The sequence below is a fragment of the Sinosporangium siamense genome, from assembly GCF_016863435.1.
In the GTDB taxonomy this organism is placed as follows: domain Bacteria; phylum Actinomycetota; class Actinomycetes; order Streptosporangiales; family Streptosporangiaceae; genus Sinosporangium; species Sinosporangium siamense.
Genome location: NZ_BOOW01000044.1, coordinates 74,194 through 94,464, shown reverse-complemented (window position 1 = coordinate 94,464; position 20,271 = coordinate 74,194). Strand labels below are relative to the sequence as shown.

At 71.7% G+C, this 20,271-nt stretch carries 14 protein-coding genes and 1 pseudogene; 3 read left to right on the top strand and 12 right to left on the bottom strand.

Features of this window, described 5'->3' with window-relative positions:
• Nucleotides 1-25: 25 nt before the first annotated feature.
• Genes Ssi02_RS32540 through Ssi02_RS32510 form a run of 7 tightly spaced genes read right to left on the bottom strand, consistent with a single transcriptional unit; the run spans nt 26 to nt 11,966 of the window.
• Nucleotides 26-5,020 carry a type I polyketide synthase gene (locus Ssi02_RS32540; RefSeq protein ID WP_204031414.1) on the bottom strand — a complete coding sequence of 1,665 codons (4,995 nt, stop codon included), beginning with the start codon at nt 5,018-5,020 and terminating at the stop codon, nt 26-28.
• Nucleotides 5,021-5,022: 2 nt separating this feature from the next.
• Nucleotides 5,023-7,245, bottom strand: a complete 2,223-nt coding sequence (gene pabB, locus Ssi02_RS32535; protein WP_204031413.1) for an aminodeoxychorismate synthase component I — start codon at nt 7,243-7,245, stop codon at nt 5,023-5,025.
• Nucleotides 7,245-8,000, bottom strand: a complete 756-nt coding sequence (locus Ssi02_RS32530) for a thioesterase II family protein (protein WP_239130193.1) — start codon at nt 7,998-8,000, stop codon at nt 7,245-7,247. The genes pabB and Ssi02_RS32530 overlap by 1 nt, the downstream gene beginning before the upstream one ends.
• 45 nt (nt 8,001-8,045) lie before the next feature.
• Complete coding sequence (locus Ssi02_RS32525) at nt 8,046-8,234, bottom strand: ferredoxin (protein WP_204031412.1); 189 nt, start codon at nt 8,232-8,234, stop codon at nt 8,046-8,048.
• A gap of 57 nt (nt 8,235-8,291) precedes the next feature.
• A complete protein-coding gene (locus tag Ssi02_RS32520; protein ID WP_204031411.1) occupies nt 8,292-9,470 on the bottom strand; it encodes a cytochrome P450 in 1,179 nt (392 codons plus the stop codon).
• 29 nt (nt 9,471-9,499) lie between these two features.
• On the bottom strand, nt 9,500-10,558 hold the full coding sequence (locus tag Ssi02_RS32515) for a DegT/DnrJ/EryC1/StrS family aminotransferase (RefSeq protein WP_204031410.1): 1,059 nt from the start codon (nt 10,556-10,558) through the stop codon (nt 9,500-9,502).
• A gap of 13 nt (nt 10,559-10,571) precedes the next feature.
• Nucleotides 10,572-11,966: a glycosyltransferase gene (locus tag Ssi02_RS32510; protein ID WP_204031409.1), complete on the bottom strand. Its 1,395-nt coding sequence runs from the start codon at nt 11,964-11,966 to the stop codon at nt 10,572-10,574.
• A gap of 1,008 nt (nt 11,967-12,974) precedes the next feature.
• Between Ssi02_RS32510 and Ssi02_RS32505 the strand changes: the two genes are divergently transcribed.
• Nucleotides 12,975-13,772 carry a LuxR C-terminal-related transcriptional regulator gene (locus tag Ssi02_RS32505; RefSeq protein WP_307825843.1) on the top strand — a complete coding sequence of 266 codons (798 nt, stop codon included), beginning with the start codon at nt 12,975-12,977 and terminating at the stop codon, nt 13,770-13,772.
• Between the two features lie 176 nt (nt 13,773-13,948).
• Here Ssi02_RS32505 and Ssi02_RS32500 read toward each other — a convergent pair whose 3' ends face one another.
• Nucleotides 13,949-14,560 (bottom strand): mycothiol-dependent nitroreductase Rv2466c family protein, encoded by a 612-nt coding sequence (locus Ssi02_RS32500; protein ID WP_204031407.1) that lies wholly within the window; start codon nt 14,558-14,560, stop codon nt 13,949-13,951.
• A gap of 358 nt (nt 14,561-14,918) precedes the next feature.
• On the opposite strand from Ssi02_RS32500, the gene Ssi02_RS32495 reads away from it, so the two are divergent.
• Nucleotides 14,919-15,698: a putative protein N(5)-glutamine methyltransferase gene (locus Ssi02_RS32495; protein ID WP_204031406.1), complete on the top strand. Its 780-nt coding sequence runs from the start codon at nt 14,919-14,921 to the stop codon at nt 15,696-15,698.
• A 32-nt stretch (nt 15,699-15,730) separates the two neighbouring features.
• Here the strand turns inward: Ssi02_RS32495 and Ssi02_RS32490 are convergent.
• Nucleotides 15,731-16,408, bottom strand: a pseudogene (locus tag Ssi02_RS32490) (beta-galactosidase); the annotation flags it as partial.
• A gap of 30 nt (nt 16,409-16,438) precedes the next feature.
• Entirely contained in the window at nt 16,439-17,491 is a 1,053-nt protein-coding gene (locus Ssi02_RS32485) for an NAD(P)/FAD-dependent oxidoreductase (RefSeq protein ID WP_204031405.1), read from the bottom strand.
• A 177-nt stretch (nt 17,492-17,668) separates the two neighbouring features.
• On the opposite strand from Ssi02_RS32485, the gene Ssi02_RS32480 reads away from it, so the two are divergent.
• Nucleotides 17,669-18,208 carry an aromatic-ring hydroxylase C-terminal domain-containing protein gene (locus Ssi02_RS32480; RefSeq protein WP_204031404.1) on the top strand — a complete coding sequence of 180 codons (540 nt, stop codon included), beginning with the start codon at nt 17,669-17,671 and terminating at the stop codon, nt 18,206-18,208.
• Between the two features lie 152 nt (nt 18,209-18,360).
• Here Ssi02_RS32480 and Ssi02_RS32475 read toward each other — a convergent pair whose 3' ends face one another.
• Nucleotides 18,361-19,608: an MFS transporter gene (locus Ssi02_RS32475; RefSeq protein WP_204031403.1), complete on the bottom strand. Its 1,248-nt coding sequence runs from the start codon at nt 19,606-19,608 to the stop codon at nt 18,361-18,363.
• Between the two features lies 1 nt (nt 19,609).
• The gene (locus Ssi02_RS32470; protein ID WP_204031402.1) at nt 19,610-20,230 is read right to left on the bottom strand and encodes a TetR/AcrR family transcriptional regulator; all 621 of its coding nucleotides are present in this window, start codon (nt 20,228-20,230) and stop codon (nt 19,610-19,612) included.
• Between the last annotated feature and the right edge of the window lie 41 nt (nt 20,231-20,271).

Sequence of the window (20,271 nt, the reverse complement as noted above, 5' to 3'; positions counted from 1 at the left end):
AATGGAGGGGGACAAGGGGCACCGGCTACGCACCGGGGCTGTCGACGAGGCGGAACAGGTCGTCGTCCGACGCGGCGGCGAGGTCGAAGCCGCCGGACGACCCGCCGGAGGTGGGACGTCCACGCCGGGCGAGCTCCCGGAGGCGCGCCGCCGTGTCCGGATCGAGTTCGGCGCCGGAGGTGAGCAGCGCGTCGAGTTCGGCCACCACGTCCGCGGCGGTCCGCGGCGCCTGCCCCGCACCGGACAGATGGCGGCGGAGCAACCGGACCAGAGCGGCGGGGGTGGGGTGGTCGTAGATCAGCGTGGCGGGCAGCGGCACCCCGGTCGCGGCGATGAGGCGGTCACGCAGTTCGATGGCGTTGACCGAGGTGACCCCCATCTCGGCGAACGGCTGAGCCGCGTCGGCGAGGCCGGAGTGACCGCCGAGCACGCCGCGCGTCTCCCGGAGCACGAGGTCAAGCAGCGCCTCGTCGCCGAGGTCGCCGCCCACCAGGGCGGGCGCCGGGCCGGCTGTGATGTACTCGGTCCGCGGTTCGGCGGTGAGCCAGTAGCGCGTCCGCTGGAAAGCGTAGGTCGGCAGCGACACCGCCCGCGCCCGCGGCAGCACCGCCCGCCACTCGACCGGCACCCCGTGCAGATGCAGCCGTGCGACCGCGCCCAGAAGGTGCCGTTCCTCCTCGGCCTCGGCGCCGCCGCCCGCCGCGATGAGCTCCGGCCCGGAAGCGGGCAGGCACTCTCCGATCATCGGCGTCAGCGCGGCCTCGGGCCCGAGCTCCACGAAGGCGGAGACGTCGTCACCCGCCAGATGCTCCACGGCCTCCCGGAACCTCACCGGCTCGCGGGCGTGCCGCACCCAGTGGGCCGGATCCCGCGCCTCCGCCTCCGTCAGCGGCAGGCCGGTGAGGCAGGACACCACGGGCGTGTACGGCGAAGCCAGGTCAAGCCCTTCCACGATCTCGCGGAACTCGGCCAGCATGGGGTCCATCAGCGGCGAGTGGAAGGCGTGGCTGACAGCAAGCCGGGTGACACGGTGACCGGCGCCGCGCAGGCGGCCGGCGAGTTCGGTGAGGGGGGCCTCGGCCCCGGAGAGCACGGTGGAGCGCGGGCTGTTCACCGCCGCGATCGCCACCTGGCCGGTGAGCCACGGCGCCAGGTCGTCCTCGCCCATCCGCACCGCCAGCATCGCGCCACCCGGCGCAAGCGCCCCCATCAGCCTGCCGCGCGCGGCGACCAGGGTGCACGCGTCGGGAAGGGAGAGCACACCGGAAACGTGCGCGGCGGTGATCTCGCCGACCGAGTGCCCCACGAGCCGGCCGGGCACGACGCCGAAGGACTCGACCAGGCGGTAGAGCGCCACCCCGAAGGCGAACAACGCGGGCTGGGCATACTCCGTGCGGTCGAGCCCGTGACCGGAGCCGCCCCACATGACCTCTTTGAGGGGCCGCTCCAGCAGCCCGTCCATCACGCCGCACACCTCGTCCAGCGCGGCCCGGAACACCGGGAACCGCCGGGCGAGCCCCTGGCCCATCCCGGCCCGCTGGCTGCCCTGCCCGGTGAAGACCAGGGCGAGCGCCCCCCGCCGCACCGCGCTCCGCACGATCGCGCCGCCCTCGCCGAGCGCGGTGACCGCCGGCAGCAGCTCGGCGGTATCGGCCCCCACGACGTAGGCCCGCTGTTCGTGCACGGCCCGGGTGGTGGCGAGCGAGTAGGCGATGTCGCGAGGGCACACCTCGGGGTGCGCGGCGACGTAGGCGGCCAGCCGCCGGGCCTGCGCCCGCAACGCGGGCTCGCCGCGCCCCGACAACACCCAGGGGACGGGCCCGGCCGGCGGCGTGCCGGCGGGGTCGGGCTCCGGCGGCGCCTCCTCCAGGATCACGTGTGCGTTGGTGCCGCTGATCCCGAACGACGACACCCCCGCCCGCCTCACCCGGTCCGCCCGTCTGGGCCATGGATGCGCCTCGGTGAGGAGCCGTACGGCGCCGCCCGCCCAGTCGACGTGCGGGGAGGGCACGTCGGCGTGCAGCGTCCGGGGGAGCACGCCGTGCCTGAGCGCCAGCACCGTCTTGACGACCCCGACCACGCCGGCGGCGGCCTGGGTGTGGCCGATGTTCGACTTCACCGACCCCAGCAGAAGCGGCTCCTCCCGGCCCCGCCCATAGGCGGCGATCAGGGCGTGGGCCTCGATGGGGTCGCCGAGCGCGGTGCCGGTGCCGTGGGCCTCCACCGCGTCGACGTCGGCGGGCGCGAGCCCGGCGTCGGCGAGGGCGAGTTCGACGACGCGCCGCTGGGCGGAGCCGTTGGGCGCGGTGAGGCCGTTCGACACGCCGTCCTGGTTGACGGCGGTTCCCTTCACGACGGCGAGCACCCGGCGGCCGTCGCGCAGCGCGTCGGACAGGCGCATGAGCACGACCAGCCCGACGCCCTCCGACCAGGCCGCGCCGTCGGCCCCGTCGGCGAACGACCGGCATCTGCCGCCCGGGGACAACCCCCGCAGCCGGGAGAAACCGGTGAACGCCGCCGGGGTCGCCATGACGGTGACGCCGCCGGCCAGGGCCAGGGACGACTCGCCCGACCGCAGCGACCGGCAGGCCAGGTGCAGGGCGACCAGGGACGACGAGCAGGCGGTGTCCAGCGTGACGGCCGGGCCCTCGAAGCCGAAGGTGTAGGAGACGCGCCCGGCCAGGGCGGCTCCCGCCGTACCGATGCCGAGGAGGCCCTCCAGGTCGCCGGGGACGGCGCCGGCGGCGTAGTCGTGGTACATCGCCCCGGCGAAGACCCCGGTACGGCTGCCGCGCAGCGAGCCGGGTGCGATGCGGGCGTCCTCCAGGGCCTCCCAGGCGGTCTCCAGCAGCAGCCGCTGCTGGGGGTCGGTGGCGAGCGCCTCGCGGTCGGAGAAGCCGAAGAAACCGGCGTCGAAGTGCCCGGCGTCGTCGAGGAAGCCGCCTTCGCCGGTGGCCGAGGTGCCGGGCAGGTCGAGGTCGCCGCCGAGGAGCCGCGCCAGGTCCCAGCCCCGGTCGCCGGGGAAGGGTCCGATCGCGTCGCCGCCGTCGGCGAGGAGGCGCCACAGGTCGCCCGGGCCGTGCACTCCGCCGGGCAGCCGGCAGGCCATGCCGACGACGGCGATCGGCTCGTCGGGAACGGGCGCGGCGGCGGGGGCGGCGGCCGGGTCGACCTGGCCGACCAGCACCCGGGCGACGGCGAGCGGGCTCGGATGGTCGTAGGCGAGGCTCACGGGCAGCGGCAGTCCGGTGGCCTCGGCGAGGAGGTTCCGCAGCCGGATCGCGCGCACCGAGTCAAGGCCGTGCCCGCGGAACTCCTCCTCGGGCCCGACGGGCGCCTCTCCGGTGCCGAGCACCCTGGCCAGGCAGGTGCGCACCAGGTCGAGGGCCTCGGCCAGGTGCCGCGGGCGCGCCCTTCCCGGCGCGGCGGCGGGTGAGCCGGCGGCGAGCATCTCCTCAAGGGCGCGCCGGTGCAGCTTGCCCACCGAGGTGCGGGGCAGCTCGGGAAGCACGACCAGCTCCAGCGGGATCTTGAAGTCGGCTACCCCCTGCTCCCGCAGGAATCCGGTCACGGCGTCGAGGGTCACCGCCGGGCCCGCCCGGTCGGTGACGACCAGGCAGGGGTATTCCCCGAGGCGGTCGTCCGGCTTGCCGACCACCGCGAGCGGGCCGATGCCGGGCAGGCCGGCCAGCAGGTCCTGGATCTCGGTCGCGTTGAACTTGCGCCCGCCGACGTTGATGAGCTCGGCCGACCGCCCGTGGAAGGAGACGCGCCCGTCGGGGCCGAGGCTCGCCATGTCGCCGGTGCGCAGCCAGCCGTCCTCGGTGACGGCTTCCGCCGTCTGCTCCGGCTCGCGGTGGTAACCGAGGAACATGCCGGGGCTGCGATACCAGAACCGCCCAGGCACCCCGGGCGGGCAGTCGGCGCCGTCCTCGTCGACGACGCGCACGCTCGCGCCCCGCGTGGGCCGCCCGATGGAACGCGCCGCCACACCGGCGGGGTCGGCCGCGTGCGTGCACGTGCCGGTGCCGACCTCCGACATGCCCCACACCACGACGAGCCGCGTGCCGAGCGCGGCCCGCACGTCGGCGGCCAGCGCCTCGCTGATCGCCGCTCCAGCCGTCCGCACCTCGCGCGGTGAGAAACCGGCGGGCCCCTCCCGGCCGGCGAGTTCGGCCACGACGTCGTGGAGCTGGGTCGGCACGGCGTAGACGAGGCTGGGCCGTACCTCGCGGGCCAGGTCGCAGAAGGCCGCCGGATCCCAGCTTCGCAGCAGCACCTGCGGGCACGCCCGGAACAGCGCGGCGTGCATCGCCTGGAGCCCGAACAGGTGCGTCATCGGACAGGCGGTGACGACGGGGCCGGAGAAGGCGTCTGCGCCCTCCTCGGCCACGTGGTAGGTGTTCGACAGCAGGCCGTCATGGTTGTGCAGGCAGATCTTGGGCCGGGCCGACGTCGTGCCCGACGAAGGGATGAGCACGAACGGCGACTCGGGCCGCAGATCGGCGGGGCGGGGAGCGCTCCCGGCCCACGCCGCGGCGAGCCAGCCGACCGACAGCGCGCCCGGTTCTTCGCCCCGCCCGCCGCCGACCAGCACGGCGCGCAGCGACGGCACCGCCGACAGGAGGTAGTCCACGGCGGTGGACTCGCCGGCGGCGGCCTTCTGCCGTACGAACACCACGGGCTGCGCCCGGTCGAGCAGGGCGTGCACGTCGGCGGGGCCGTTGCCCTGGTGGATCGGCATCATCACCGCTCCCGCGGTGGCGACGGCGAGGTGGAGGGTGAGGAGCTCCCAGCAGTTCGGCAGCTGTATCGCGACCACGTCGCCGGCGCAGGCGCCGAGCTCCTGGAGCCCGCGGGCCAGCGCGTCGACGTCCGAGCGCCACTCGCGCCACGTCCACGACCGGTCGCCGTCGATCAGCGCGACCGCGTCCGGCGCGGTGTCCGCAGCAGTCTGGAAGACGGCGGGCAGGGTGAGACCGCGGAGGAACTCCGTGCGGTCGTCGGGGGAGTCGGGCACGGTTACCTCCCGGGAAATCCGGCCATGGACGGGTCTGCCGGGGTGTGCAGCCTGACGGGACGGCCTTCACCGGGCAGTGCTGTGTCTGGAAGCGTGGCACCTGGGAGCGAGGTGCCGAGGAGTTCCAGCAGGGGCCGCGCCTTAACCACCGTCTCCTCGAACTCCGCCTGCCGCTCCGACAGCGCGGTGATGGCGCCGCCCACGCCGTAGCGCAGCCTGCCGCCGCGGACGACCGCGGTCCGGATCACGATGCTGAGGTCGGCCGCGCCGGTCACCGCGAAGTAGCCGATCGCGCCGGAGTAGACGCCGCGCGGCCCGCCTTCGAGCCGGTCGATGATCTGCATCGTGCGGATCTTCGGCGCGCCGGTCATCGAGCCGCCGGGGAACGCCGCCCGCACGGCGGCCACAGCCCCGGCGCCGGGGCGCAGGCGCGCCCGCACGGTGCTGACGAGCTGGTGGACCGTCGCGTAGGTCTCCACCTGGAAGACCGGGTCGGCCTTCACCGACCCCACCTCGGCGCAGCGGCCGAGGTCGTGCCGCACCAGGTCGACGATCATCAGGTTCTCGGCGCGGTCCTTCTCGCTAGTGCGCAGGTCGGCGATCAGGAGCGCGTCCTCGGCGGGGGTGGCGCCGCGCGGCCGGGTGCCCTTGATGGGCTTGGACTCCATCGTCCCGTGCCGGTCGACGCGCAGGAACCGCTCGGGGGACGTGCTCAGCACCGCGAGGCCGGCGAAGTCGAGATAGGCGGCGAAGGGGGCGGGGCTGACGCGGCGCAGGAACCGGTAGGCGGGCCAGGGCGCGAGGTCGGAATCGGTCTCGATCATGTTGGTGAGGCACACCTCGTAGGTCTCACCGGCCCCGATCTCCTCGTGGCAGGTGTCGATGAGCTTGAGGTAGCTCTCCCGGTCGTGCCGCAGCAGCGGGTCCGCGGCGGTGTGCGCGGGGGGCGCCGCGCACGGCTCGGGCGCCTGCCCGGCGAGCGCGGCGAGATCGGCCTCGACGGTGGCGAGCCACGCGCGGGCCGCGTCCTCCACCGCGCCGTCGGCGAGGGCCAGCAGATAGGTGGTGTCGGTGTGGTGGTCCAGCACGACCGCCCGATCGGCGAAGACCATCACCGCGTCGGGGTCGGGGGAGCGGTGCGCGAGGTCGCCGTCGCATTGGGCCTTCAGCTCATAGCCCAGATAGCCGACCCAGCCGGGGGCGAAGTCGAACGGCAACTCGGGCGCCTCGACGTGCAAGGACCGCAGGTCGCGGTCGAGCCACTCCAGAAAGGGGCTTTCGACCACCTCCTCCGGCTCGGCCGGGCCGTGGAGGCTCCGCACGGGCGTCGAACCGGGGGCGGTCACCGTCACCGTGCCGGTGTTCACGTCGGCGGTCGCGACGCGGGCGAGCGGGCCGGAGGCGTCGCCCATGGCGGAGATCCGCCCCAGCGTGCCGCCCGGCCTGCTGCTGTCCAGCCAGAACGGGTGGCTGCCGGAGCGGAACAGCCGGTCGAACACGACCTCGGGGTCCCACCGCGTGGTGAGGGGCCGGGCCAGCAGCCGCATCCGCCGTACCTCGTCCCGCGCCGGGTGGACCGCCGCGCCGGCTGGGAGGGAGGCGGGAGCGGCGGGCCGGGAGACCACGGGTGTCCGGCGCCGCGGCCCGTGCCGCTCGGTGAGATCGCGGAAGTTGGCCAGCAGGCGGTGGCCCGCCTCGGTGCCGATGGACTCGGGGTGGAACTGCACCCCCCACAGCGGCAGGTCGCGGTGGCGCAGCGCCATGACGACGCCGTCGTCCCGCGCCCACGCGACGGCGGCGAGGGCGGGCGGCAACGAGGTGACCGCGAGGGAGTGGTAGCGCACGACCTCCAGCGGTTGCGGCAGCCCGTCGAACAGGCCGGCGCCGTTGTGCCGCACCGTCGAGTAACGCCCGTGCCTGGGCTCGGGTGCCCGCTCCACCGTCGCGCCGTGGATCAGCGCGAGACCCTGGTGCCCGAGGCACACCCCGAGCACCGGCAGGCGGCCGTCCCCGGCGATGCTCGCGCACAGCCCGAAGTCGGCCGGCCGGTGCGGCGTGCCGGGCCCCGGCGACAGCACGACGTTGTCGAACTCGTCGAGCCATGCCGTACGGAACCCCGGGTCGTCGTTGCGGATGACCTCGGGCTCGCGCCCGTTGACCCGCGCCAGGTAGTGGAACAGGTTGTAGGTGAAGGAGTCGTAGTTGTCGACGAGCAGGGTGCGCATCAGCCGGCCCCCAGTTCACGCGTGATCTCGGCGCACACGGCCGCCTGGTGCCGGGCCAGGAAGAAGTGGCCGCCGGGGAAGACCTGAAGCCGGAACCGGCCCTCGGTGTGGCCGGCCCACGCCCGCGCCTCCTCAAGCGAAGTGCGGGGGTCGGCGTCGCCGGTGAGGGCGGTGATCGGGCAGCGGAGCCTGCGGCCCGGCTCGCACCGGTAACGCTCGATGGCGCCGTAGTCCGCGCGGATGGAGGGCATCGCCATGCGCAGGATCTCCTCGTCGCCGAGGATCTGTGCGTTCGTGCCGTCGAGCAGCATGAGCTCGGCCAGGATGCCCTCGTCGTCGCGCTGGTGCACCGTCTCGGCGCGGGTGGTGGAGGGGGCGCGGCGTCCGGAGGCGACGACCGCCTTCGGGGCGTGTGTCCCCTCCTGCTCAAGACGCCACGCCGTTTCGAAGGCGAGCACCGCTCCCATGCTGTGGCCGAAGAACACCGTCTCCCTGCCGTCGAGGAGGAGCAACTCGTCCGCGATGCGGTCGGCCAGCAGCCCGATGTCCTCGACGCACGGCTCCAGCCGGCGGTCCTGCCTGCCGGGGTACTGCACAGCCAGCACGTCGGCGCCCGGCGCGAGCCTGAGCGAGACGGGGCGGTAGAAGCTCGCGGCACCTCCGGCGTGGGGGAAGCAGACGAGCCGCACCGGGCTGTCCGCGGTCGGCTGGAAACGCCGCAGCCACAGGGCTGTCGAGTTGTCCGTGGCGTTCACCAAGGGGATCCTTTCTCGGAGGGCACCGCCGGAGCCGGTGTCCCTTCAGTCCTCGTGGAGGGTGATGCTGCCCGACGGGCAGAGTTCGCCGGCGTGCCGCACCGCCTCATCGTCGGCGGGCCGGGCGTTGACGACGGTGACGATCCCGTCGGCGTCCTGGTCGAAGACCTCGGGGGCCGACAACACACACTGGCCCGCCCCGACGCAGCGGTCGGGGTCGACGCTGATCCGCATGTTCTCTCCTGTGTGGTGTGCGACAGTGCGACAGTGCTGTGCGACGTCCGGCGGGGGCTACCAGCGGACCGGCAGCTCGTGCAGGCCGCACAGCACCCCGTCGTGCTTGAACGGCAGGTCCTCCACGGGCACCGCGAGCCGCAGGCCCGGAATACGCTCGAAGAGCTTGCGGTAGGCGATCTCCATCTCGACCCTGACGAGGTTCTGGCCGAGGCACTGGTGCACCCCGTAGCCGAACGCCACGTGGTGCCGCTCGGTGCGCGCCGGATCGAACGCGTGCGGGCAGGCGAACGCCTCGGCGTCATGGTTGGCCGCGGCCACCAGGGGAATGATGCCCTCGCCCGCCTTGATGAGCTGCCCCGACACCTCGACGTCCTCGACCGCCACCCGCAGCGACACGAGGTCGGCCACCGAGTGGAAGCGCAGCGTCTCCTCCACGGCCCGGTCGTCGCCGACCCACTCGGGGTTGAGCAGCAGCGTCACCACGCCGAGGGCGATGTTGTTGGCCGTCGTCTCATGCCCGGCGATGAGCAGCAGCATCAGCACGCCCGACATCTCGTTCGCGGCGAGCGTGCCCGAGGCCAGCAGCCTGCTGATCAGGTCGTCGCCCGGCCACTTCTCCTTGATGGCCACGAGCCGGTTGATGTAGCGCAGGAGCTCCTTGGTGGCGGTGTCCCGCTGGCGGTCGGTCGAGGCGCGGATGGCGACCAGGGTGCGGGTGCGGGACTCGAAGAAGTCGCGGTCCACCGGGGGCACGCCCAGCAGCGTCGAGATCACCAGGGACGGCACGGGCAGCGCGAAGTCGGCCACCAGGTCGGCGTGGTCGCCCGCGGCGAGCATCGCGTCGATGCGCTCCTCGACCGTGCGCTCGATCGCCGGGCGCATCTGCCGCACCCGCCGTACGGTGAACTCCGGGATGAGCGCCTTGCGGAACCGGTCGTGCTCGGGGGAGTCCAGCCCCACGAACCAGCCCGGAATCTGCTCCTGCCGCGGCACGCCCATGGTGTCGCTGATGTTCGGGAACCCCTTGTGATCGGGATTGGAGCTGATCTTCTTGTTGGTGAGCACGGCGCGCACGTCCTCGTGCCGCGTCACCAGCCACACCTTGTTCCCGTTGGGGAGGTGCGACACGACCAGGCCCTCGTGGTGCCGGTAGTCCTCGTAGCGCGGCGGGGGGAACGGCTCACCCGGCCTGCGCAGCGGGAAGTCGACGACCCTCGGTTCGGTGGTGCCCATCGCGGTTGTCCGCCTCTCTCGACTCTAGCTCAGGCCGTGCCGTAGAAGGAGCGGATCTTCCCCGTGACGTAGTCCTGGTCCGCGGGCGTCAGGGCCGTGTAGGTCGGCAGGTAGAGGCCGTCCGCGCTGAACCGGCTCGCGTTGAGGGACGGCCACTCCGGCGTGTAATAGCCCGGCTGGCGGCTCATCGGCTTGAAGAACAGCCGGGTCTCGACGCCCTCGCCCTCCAGGAAGACACGCAGTTCGTCGCGGTGCTCGGCGCGGATGTCGTACATCCACAGCACATCCCGCGGCGGCATCACCGTGACCTCCGGGATGTCCTTGAGACCGAGGTCGTAGCGGCGCTCGATCTCGCGGCGCGCGGCGAGGATGTCGTCGAGCCGCTCCACCTGCGCGAGCGCGACCGCCGCCTGCATCGCCGTCATGCGGAAGTTGTAGGCGAGCTTCTTGTGCAGGAAGCTGTGGTCGGCGGTGAAGGCCATGCCCCGCAGGTGGGCGAGCTGCGCGGCGAGCCGCGGGTCGTCGGTGAGGCAGATGCCGCCCTCACCCGCGGTAATGATCTTGTTGGCGTACAACGAGAAGCAGGCGATGTCGCCCACCGGCCGCACGCCGATCGCCTCGGCGGAGTCCTCGACCACACGCAGGTTGTACTCGAAGGCGATGTCCATGATCGCGGCCATGGAGCAGCGCCGCCCGTAGATGTGCACGGGCATGATGGCCTTCGTCCGCGGGGTGATCTTCTCCTCGATCCGCGTGACGTCGATGTTCATGTCGTCGGCGCAGTCCACGAACACCGGTGTGGCGCCGGTGTAGGTGACCGCCCAGGCGCACGCGATCATCGTGAACTCCGGCACGATCACCTCGTCCCCCGGCCCGACGCCGAGGGCGCGCAGCGCCAGCGTGAGGGCCGCGGTGCCCGAGCCGCAGGCCACGCCGTGGGCGCTGCCGTGGTAGTCGGCGAACGCGCGCTCGAAGCGCTGCACGAAGGGGCCCTGGGAGGAGATCCACCCGTCGTTGATCGTCCCGGTCACATATTCGAGTTCTCGTCCCGTGAGATATGGCTGGGACACGGGATACAGGTACGGCATAGCAGTCTCGCTCTCAGGCGGAGGCTCGTTGGGCCAGAACCGGCAGGTCGCAGATGAGATCGGCGGCGGCACACCTGCCGCCCGCCCGCCGCTGAAGCTCGCCGAGCGACTGGGAGCGCTCCCGGAAACCGGGATCCTCAAGCACCCGGGTGAGCTTGTCGAGCACGTCCTCCGGATCGACCTCCTGCGGCCGGTCGAGGGTGAGGCTGATGCCGATGTCCCGGCCGCGCACGGCCTGGTCGAAGCAGTCCACCCACAGGGGCCGCATGACCATCGGCTTACCGAAGTAGACCCCCTCGTTGAAGCCGTTGCCGCCGCCGTGGGTGAAGAACACCTTGACGTTCGGGTGGGCCAGCACGTCGAGCTGGGAGGGGAGCCAGCTCTCGACGCGGAGGTTGCCGGGGAGCGTCGCGGCCGGCGGCAGGAGCGGCTGCTGCTCCTTGGGTAATTTCCAGAGCACCTGGTGCCTGCCGTCGAGCCGCCGCGCGACCTCCACCAGTGCCGCGACCTGCTCCCGGGTGAGCCGGGTGATCGTGCCGAACCCCATGTAGACCACCGACGACTGCGCGTCGAGCCAGTCGGCGGGCCCGGGCTCGGTGCGCGGCGCCTCCGGGAGCGGCGGCATCATCGCGCCCACCAGCTTCACCTTCTCCGGGATCTCGAAGGGATAGTCCAGCTCGGCGATGGAATTGCACAGCACCAGGTCCGCTTTTTCGATCCTGGTCATCGGATCCGGCCGTGGAAGACGCAGCTCCCTGCGGTATCTCGCGTCCTCCGACAGCAGCTTTCCGAGCGCCGGATTGAAGAACATCGCGAGCGTGCGAAGCCGGAACACGGTGTTGCTCAGACGTTGGGTGAATCGCATCGGGTACGGCAGGCCGGAATGCGGCACCGGGAAGTCACGCGGCGTATACGACCGGCCGAATGGGTTGTACGAGGTCAGCACGTTGCTCGGTAGAAATGGCACGCTCAACACGAACGGGATCTCCCGCGACAAGGCCACATCGATCGCGAAACCACTCATGCAGTCGATGACCATGAGCGCGGGGGAGACCTTGTCCACCACCGTTTCCAGCCGGCGGAATTTCTCCGCGTGGAGATCCGGGCGATAGGAGTGCCTGACGACGGCGCGATGGGCCTTGAACCGCGACGTCTGGGTCACCGCCCGGTAGACGTCGTCGTCCCAGGTCACCGCCGACAACTCGCCGAACACCTCGCCGAGCGAGGCGAACGCCACCCGTGTGCGCCGCGCCAGCCGCTCGACCTCGGTGCGCCTCGGCTCGTCGGTGGCGAACCACAGGTCGGGCACCCCGCGCCGGGTCAGCTCTCCGGCCAGCACGAGCAGCGGGTTGAGCAGGCCGCTCTCCGGCAGGCTGACGAACAGGATCGGCCTCGCGGGGGTGCTCATCGGACTCCTAACAGAGGTGTTGAGTGCACCCAATGTGATCTCACGCCGGGCGCCGGGAAATCCTTAGACTCGGCCTCTTTCCCCCTGCTTCCGTGCCACGCGGCACCCCGGCGGCGCCGGGGCCGTGCCGTACGGAGATCCGCAGTGAGCCGCGTCATATCGGGCGGTGTCCTGCCGGGCGGTGGAAAAGCGGCGGCGGGCGGAGGGGGGCGTTTGCCGCCATGGATCGCGCGCGCGGGTGTGCACGAGGGCGGACCGGCGGCAGGAAAAGGCGGTCGCCTGTCTTGATGGATTACATATAGCCGGGGCCGTTCCCTTGATGGTTTCCCTACGCGGTGGCGGCCGGTCGCTCGGGTACGCTTGCTCAAGTCGATCGCATCGCGATGAGGCATGCGTTCTCAGCGCATATTCTCAAATGCGCTTCCGGGTGCGAGGAGTGTTCTTTGCCGGGTCTGGCACTTTCCTGTCGCAGGACCGCACAATTGTTTTTCCGGCGGGATTTCCCCGCCGGGTGCCCAGAGCGTTTTCCGGCCGGCGCGCGGCGCCGCGGGGGCCGGCCGCTCCGGGAGGAGGGCGGCGGGTGCCCGGCCGCCCTCCTCCCGCGCGGGCCGGGGCCGGGATTCGAGGCTTCGCCGTACGGCGTGGGGCGGTCTTCGCCTGGTCGGTGGGGCGGAGGAGCGTGCGGCGCCCTTCTGGGGGTTCGTGGTGAAAAGGGAGGAAAATGGCGCAGTGCTCCGTTGTCGCCATTCTGTCGGGAGAACACCGCCGGGGGGTGTGAGGCGTAGGCGTGTTTGTTTAAGTGCCCGGGTGATATGTCGGCCCCCGGTCGGCCATAGGGGTCCGCCGGCAAAAGCGCGGAGAATGAGAAATGTTAAGGCAGTGTTAATCCAGCACGTGCGCGAACGCCGCTCAACGGGCATTGCCCCGCCGCGCCCGCCGGTCGCCCCGCTGTGAAGTGCGGAAAGGTGAGGCGGAGGCCCGCCGTTCGGCGCGGGCCGCAAGTCGGTCATGTTTAATGCGTGCGTATCCATGATTGATTCCATCGGTAAAGGGCATGCTGCTGTGCAGCATTCGCTGTGCGAATATTCTCCGCCGCAACGGGAAAGGGGTTCATTTGTGATTTACGTTCCCGCACTGGTTGGCCTACCGCAAAACATGGCGCATGGTCTCAAACCCGACAATGTTGCCTCAAATGAGGATGCTTCGAACTTCCAGCAGTCTGGGCTGAACATGGCCTGCTTAGACCGGACTCTCACCATCCAGCAGGCCAATCAGGAGTTCTTCCGGAGATTCGGCAGCTCCTCGGGTGAGCTTTGCGGACGCACCTTCGTCGACCTCGTCCATCCGAGCGTGCGGCAGCCGCTGCTGCGCCAGTTCGCCGGGCTCCTCGACGGCAGGCGTGACCGGTTCGCCACGGACGTGATCGCCGTCGGGGCCGACGGCGCGGCGTTCACCGTGCCGCTCGCGGCCATCGCCGTGCGCGGCGGCACGCCCGACGTGTTCGCGATCCTTGTGATGATGACCTCGGACTACGGCTCCGAGGATGTGGGGGTGGTCACCAACCGCAAGAAGATCCTCAGTGAGATCGACGCCCGCATCCTGGAGGGCATCGCGGCGGGGGTCTCGACCGTGCCCCTCGCCTCACGCCTCTATCTGAGCCGGCAGGGCGTCGAATATCACGTCACCTGCCTGTTCCGTAAGCTCCGGGTGCCCAACCGGGCCGCGCTCGTGTCGCGCGCCTACTCCATGGGGGTGCTGAAGGTGGGCACCTGGCCGCCGAAGGTCGTGCAGGACTTCGTCAAGTGAGCACCTGACGTGCCGGACGCGTGAAGCCGACCCCTCGCCTCGGCTTCGCTCACGGCGGTGTGCCGTCGGTCTAGGGGTGAGAGTGCGGAAGACTCCCACCCCTGGCCTGAGCCGGGAGAGGCCCGCCCATACCTATGCCGAGTGGCTCACCCACCGCGTGTCGTGCCCCGGCGGGCCTAATCGTGCAGCCGGGGTTCCTCGTGCGGGGTCCCCTTCAGCTCGTGGAACCCAGGCGTGCCGGCCACCAGCACCGCGCCGTCCCAGAGCCGCCCCGCCCGCTCACCCGTGGGCACCTGGGAGATGACCGGCCCGAAGAACGCGACCCGCCCGCCCTCGGCACCCGTCGTCGCCACGATCGGCGTCCCCACGTGATCCCCGATCAGCCCGATCCCCTCGGCGTGCGACGCCCGCAGGAACCCGTCGTAGTCCGCCGACGACCCGGCCCCGGCCAGCGCGACCGGCAACCCCGCCGCCTCCAGCGCCCGCTCGAACGGCGCGAGCCAGTCCTGCCCCTCGTCCCCCGTGGTCCACAAGGCCTCATAGAACCGCCCGAGCGCCTCATGCCCGTGCTCACGCTGCACGGCAGCGCAGACCCGGGCGGGAAACCACAGATAGCCTTCGGTGTCACCTTCCGGATCGACCTCCCGGCCCTCGTTGAGCACCGACAGGCTCATCACTCGCCAGCACACTTCGATAGGCCGGACCTTCGTCACCTCACGCAGCCACCGCGCCGTCACATAGCTGTACGGACATGAGGGGTCGAACCAGAAATCCACCGTCGTCGCCATGCCCCGACGCTAGCGCGCCCACTCGGCCCCGGGGCGGGCCGCTCCCGTCACCGGAACTCTCATTCGCTCGGCGGTGGCGCGGCGGCGATGCAGGAATTCGGAACGCAATTCCCGTCGTCGGCCAGAGTGCGCCGGCACTGTTCCCCTGACCTTCAGCCGGCCCCGAGCGCGCGGGGTGGGGGCGGAAATGCCGGTGATTGGGGGAGGGGATTCACGGTAGGGTTGCCATCCCTGCGGAGTGCGACATGAGGAGGTGAGATTCGCTCATGCCAGGCCAGGTTGGGTGCTCTCGCCTTTCGGTCGGAAGGTCAGCCCGTGTGAGCTGACCGGCGAGCGCCCTTCATCGTGAAAGGCTCTCATGTCGTCTGTTTCTCTCCCCCTGTCCGCCATCGTCTCCCGGCTCAGGGCCGCGGGTTGTGTCTTCGCCGAAGAGGAAGCCGAGCTGCTGGTCTCGGCCGCCCGCACCCCGGCCGAGCTCGACGCCATGGCTGATCGCCGCGCCGCCGGTCTGCCGCTTGAACACGTCGTGGGCTGGGCGGAGTTCTGCGGTCTGCGTGTCTCCGTCGAGGCGGGGGTGTTCGTGCCGCGCCGCCGCACCGAGTTCCTTGTCCGGCGGGCCGTGGATCTCGGCCGGGCCGCCTCGGTCGCCGTCGACCTGTGCTGCGGCTCGGGCGCCGTCGGCACCGCTCTCGCCACGGCCCTTCCCGGACTGGAGCTCCACGCCGTCGACATCGATCCGGCTGCCGTCCGCTGCGCGCGCCGCAACATCGAGCCGGTCGGCGGCACGGTATACGAAGGTGACCTCTACACCCCCTTGCCCGCCGCCTTGCGGGGCCGCATCGACATCCTGGTGGCCAACGCCCCTTATGTCCCCACCGACGAGCTCGGCCTCCTCCCGGCCGAGGCCCGCGATCACGAACCGAGGGTGGCCCTGGACGGCGGCGCCGACGGCCTGGATGTGCAGCGCCGCGTGATAGCCGCCGCCCCTCAGTGGCTCGCCCCCGGCGGATGCCTGCTGGTCGAGACGGGCGAACACCAGGCCGCACGCACACTCGAGTCCTTCACCCGCGCCGGCCTGAAGGCGAGCGTGGCCACCTCGGAAGAGGAGTATGCGACCGTGGTGGTGGGCCGGAGGTGAACCCCCGCGCCCGGTGGAAGGTTGAGTGCGTGTCACCTGGATCTTCCCCCGGGCCGCCTGGCCGAGGGCAACCTTGGCCGTCGTCGCCGACGATGCCGAACCCCGACGACTCGCGGCCGAACACCTCGTCCCGCCAGCACCAGAAGGCGACGCCCTTGGCTCCGCGGGCCACGCCGTTCCAGATCCAGCGGGCCTGGGTGCGGTAGGGCACCGGGTTCATCGCCTGCAGGCCGTGGTCTGCGGCGGCGCCCCTGCAACTCGGAGATCCACACCTCCTTGTCGCCCGCGGCGCTGTGGTTGGCCTCCAGCCGGCTCGCGTAGTCGACCGGCGCGGTGTGCATCCACGCAGGGAAGTGGGAGGAGCCGAAGCCGTCGACCCGGTCGGCCAGGTCGAAGTCGTTGCCCCGGGCTGGCGCCGGCTCGTATTCGAAGAACTCGCCCGTGCAGAAGACCGAGGGGAACGCCGTGTGGACCGTGATCGGCCGCGCAGCGCCGCCCGCCCGCACGGCGTCGCGCCGCCAGGAGAGGTCCTCGGCGGCCCGGTCGGTGAGGAACGCGCCGAAGGCCATCGTTTCGCTGTAGGTGCGGGTCGGGAGTTCGGACGGCAGCACGTCCTCCCACGAGCTGTATCGCCGGCGCCATGCCGCGTTGAGCCCGTCGATGCCGCCGTGCCTCTTGTCCAGCCACTCCCGGAACCGCGCGACGGTGTGCCCGCAGTGGCATACGTAGCCCGGGAAGGGTCACAGGCCGTGGCGGCGGGTGCCGAGGACGCGTTCGCAGACCTGGCTTTCCACCTCCGCTGAGAACAGGGCCCGGCGGGCCGCGACGGCGCGGCGGGTCTCCTCGGCGGTCAGGTCGGCGTTGATGGCCGCGCCGGCGCGCACGCCGGCGGCTGCGGAGCCGATGACCTGGTCGGAGAGGTTGGTGATGTTGCCTGCCGCCCACACCCCCGGGACGGTGGTCTGCCCGCCCGGGTCGACCGGGATGCGGCTGCCGATGACGGTGCCGTGCATCTCCTGCTCGACCGGTTCCAGGCCCAGTGTGGTGAGGAACGCGGCGCGGGCGGTCATGTGCGGGGCGACCACCAGCGCCTGGCACGCCCGGACCTCGCCGTCGGCGAGCCGCACCCCGCTCAGCCGCCCGGCCTGCGCCTCCAGGGACACCACTTCGCCGGTCACCACGGTGATGTCGCGGGCGGCGAGTTCCTCGCGCTTGTCGTCGCCGAGTTCGTCGAGGCCGGAAAGGGTGTGGAGGAAGAGGGTGATGTCCTTGCTCCACTGCCTCCACATCAACGCGGCGTGCACGGCCAGGGGAGTCGTCGCCAGGACACCGATGGCCTGATCGCGCACCTCCCAGCCATGGCAATAGGGGCAGTGCAGTACATCCCTGCCCCACAGCTCCGCCACCCCGGGCACGTCGGGCAGCTCGTCGACCAGCCCGGTCGTCACCAGCAGCCGCGCGGCGTGCACCGAGCCGCCGTCGGCGAGGGCGACCCGGAAGCCCTGGTCGTCCCGGTCGACGCCCACCACGGTGCCCTCCTCGATCCGGACGCCGTAGCCGCTCGCCTCCCGCCGGACGTCGGAGAGGTATTCGGCGGGTGGCGTGCCGTTCCGCCCGGGATAGGCGTGCATCCGCTGTGCCGGGGCATTGCGGGGCTGTCCGCTGTCGAGGACCAGGACCGAACGGCGGGCCCGGCCCAGGGCCAGGGCGCCGCCCAGGCCCGCCGCCCCGCCGCCGATCACCACGACGTCGTATCGCCTGTCACCGCCGGACCGACTGTGAGGGAAAGTCATGTGCCTGCTCCTGCGTGTCGTCTCCGTTCTGTGACAACCGTGCACCGAGAGATGCGGATATGACAAAGGCATTTGCGGCATTGGCAAACAACCGGCGCTCACCCGCGCCCGGCGAGCCCCCCCGAGGATCAATGCGAGCCCGTAGTCCAGCCGCTCGCCGAACGAGCTGGTCGGAAGGTGAGGCGAGACCGCGCTGAGGAACGGATAGGCACCGGTGGCGAGCACGCGGTCGAGCCGGTCGTCGCCGGACGGCGGAATGCTCTGCTCCTCCCGGGCCGGCCCCGAGGCCACCGCACCACCGGCCCCCAGGCTCTGCGCACGGTGCTCAGCGATCTCATCGCCGATGTCCCCGCCCTCTCCAGGAGGCTCGCCGAACGTGTCACCGCCCTCGACGTCGCTTACGCCCCTTCGGACCCCGCCGCCCACCCGCTGACCGGCCGCCGGGCGCCCGACCTGCGCTTCGCCGGCCACAACCTGTTCACCCTGCTCCACCCGGGCCGTCACGTGCTGCTCGACCTCACGGGCAAGACCCCGGCCGGCCCAGGCCTGCCCGTGGTCCACTCCGGCGCGCCCCTCGCCGAACCCCACCCCGATTGGACGGGTGTGCTCGCGGCACTCATCCGCCCGGACGGCCACGTCGGGTGGGCGAGCGACGAACCCGACGACCAGTCTCGTATCGCCGCGGCCGAGGCCGCCGTCGCCGCCACCCACCGGTAAGGCATTCCGGTCCCGCCGGTAGGGCTCCCGCCGGCCGGTCCGGAAACGTCGACCCGGGTTCCGCGCGGACAAGGGGAGCGGACAAGGGGAAACGCCTACCCGCGAGAGATCCGCGGGTAGGCATCCCAGAGAGTGGACTGCAAAGTCCCGAGTCAGCGCACCGACCTGATCGGCACGATGAACACAGACCCCACGAGGGCCAGCAGCCCGCCGACCACGTAAAGCCCGGGGAAGCCACCGAGCCCGCCGACGACGACAGCGGCGATGAACGGCGCGACAACCTGGGGCGCGTTGAGCGCGATGTGGAAGACCCCGAGATCGCGCCCGGAGTCCTCGCGGGCGGGCAGTACCAGCGTGACCAGTGCCTGGTCCACAGAAAGGTACGTTCCAAACCCGATGCCGCTGAGGACGGCGGCGACGAGCTGCGTGCTCCAGGTGGGCGACAGCACGGGCATGGCGGTGGAGACCGCGATGAGCAACGACGACAGCAGGACGAAAAGCTTGCGCCTGTCGAGGCGGTCGGCGAGGGGGCCCATGACGATCATGCCGAGGGCGAGGAAGCCGGTGGTCACCAGGCCCAGCGTGGCGGCCGCGGTGGCGGGGGCGAGCCCCCCGGGCAACTGGATGTAGTCGGTGAGCGCGTAGAGGGAGAAGGAGCTCGCCATGAAATATCCGAGGAACATGACCGCCCTGGCGGCGAAAGCCCAGGCGTAGTCGCGGGTGCGCAGGCTCTCCACCGCCGCGGCCAGCTCCTCCTTGAACGAGCGTGCGGTGCGCCCTGCCGTACCGGCCGTCTCCCGCGCGACCACGGCCATCACCAGCGAGCCGGCGAGGAAGACGACGGCCAGCAGGCAGTAGGCGAGCAGGATGGAGTCCACGAGCAGCGCCCCGGCCCAGGTGCCGATGGCGCCGCCGACGGGGATGCCGAGCCCGTTGAGGGTGGAGGCGAGGCCGAGGCGGCGGGAGGGCACCCGGTCGGCGACGACGGCGAGCACGATGTTGAGGCCGACGTTGACCGCGCCCTGGACCAGGAACCACCCGATCAGCAGCCCGGTGACGGTCGAGAGGGAGCCGAGCAGGACGAGGGCGGCGGCGGTGGCGAGTCCGCCGTAGAGGAACCAGGGGGTGCGGCGGCCCCATCGGCCGCGTGTGCGGTCGGAGAGCGCCCCGACGATCGGCGGGACTCCGACGGAGGCGATGGCGCTGATCCCCGTCACCAGCCCGAACGAGGTGAGCTTGCCCACCGGGTCGGCCGCCGCCACCTGGGTGGGGAGCAGGATCTGCACGGCCGCGGTGATCGCGATGTAGCCGGTGGTGTTGAAGGCGAACATCGTGGCCAAGAGCAGGGGAAGGCGGCCGGTCCGCGGGGTGGTGGCGGGCCGGCTGAGGGGGACGGTCATGCTACTCCTCTGGGGAGGGTGGTTCAGGGTGGGGCGGGAGATCGGCCAGCCGAGAGAGAGCGCGGTCGATCAGTTGGAGACTGCTCTCCACGTCGGGGTCGGGTCCGGCCGCCCACTCCTGGACGGCGACCCGGCCGGCGGCGAAGGCGGTCGAGGCCAGCACCCGCGCGTCGAAACCCAGGCCGACCGGTGAACGTGCGGCCAGGTGGCGGGCGAGGCGCTCCTCGCGTACGGCGAAGCGGCGCATGTTCTCGCCCATGAGGGCGGGGTTGTCCTGGAGCAGCGTCTGGACGCGCAGGCGCCGGTTCATCTCGTCGGGGTGGCGTCCGGGACCCGTGAGGATCTCACGGAACGAGCGGTGCAGCGCGGTGAGGGCCGACTCGTGGCGGGGGCGCGCGTCGATGACGTCGAGCCAGTCGTCCATCAGTTGTTCCTCGTGGGCGAGGACGACGTCCTCCTTCGATGCGAAGTAGCGGTTGAAGGTCTTGCGCGACACCATGACCGCGTCGGCGATCTGCTGCACGGTCGTGGCCTCGAAGCCCTGCTCCTCGAACAGGTTCAGGGCCGCCTCGATGAGGGCGCGCCGGGTCGAGGTCTTCTTGCGCTCGCGGAGTCCCGTCATGGCCACACTGTAGAGAAAGTGTCCCAGTGCGACAACAGTCT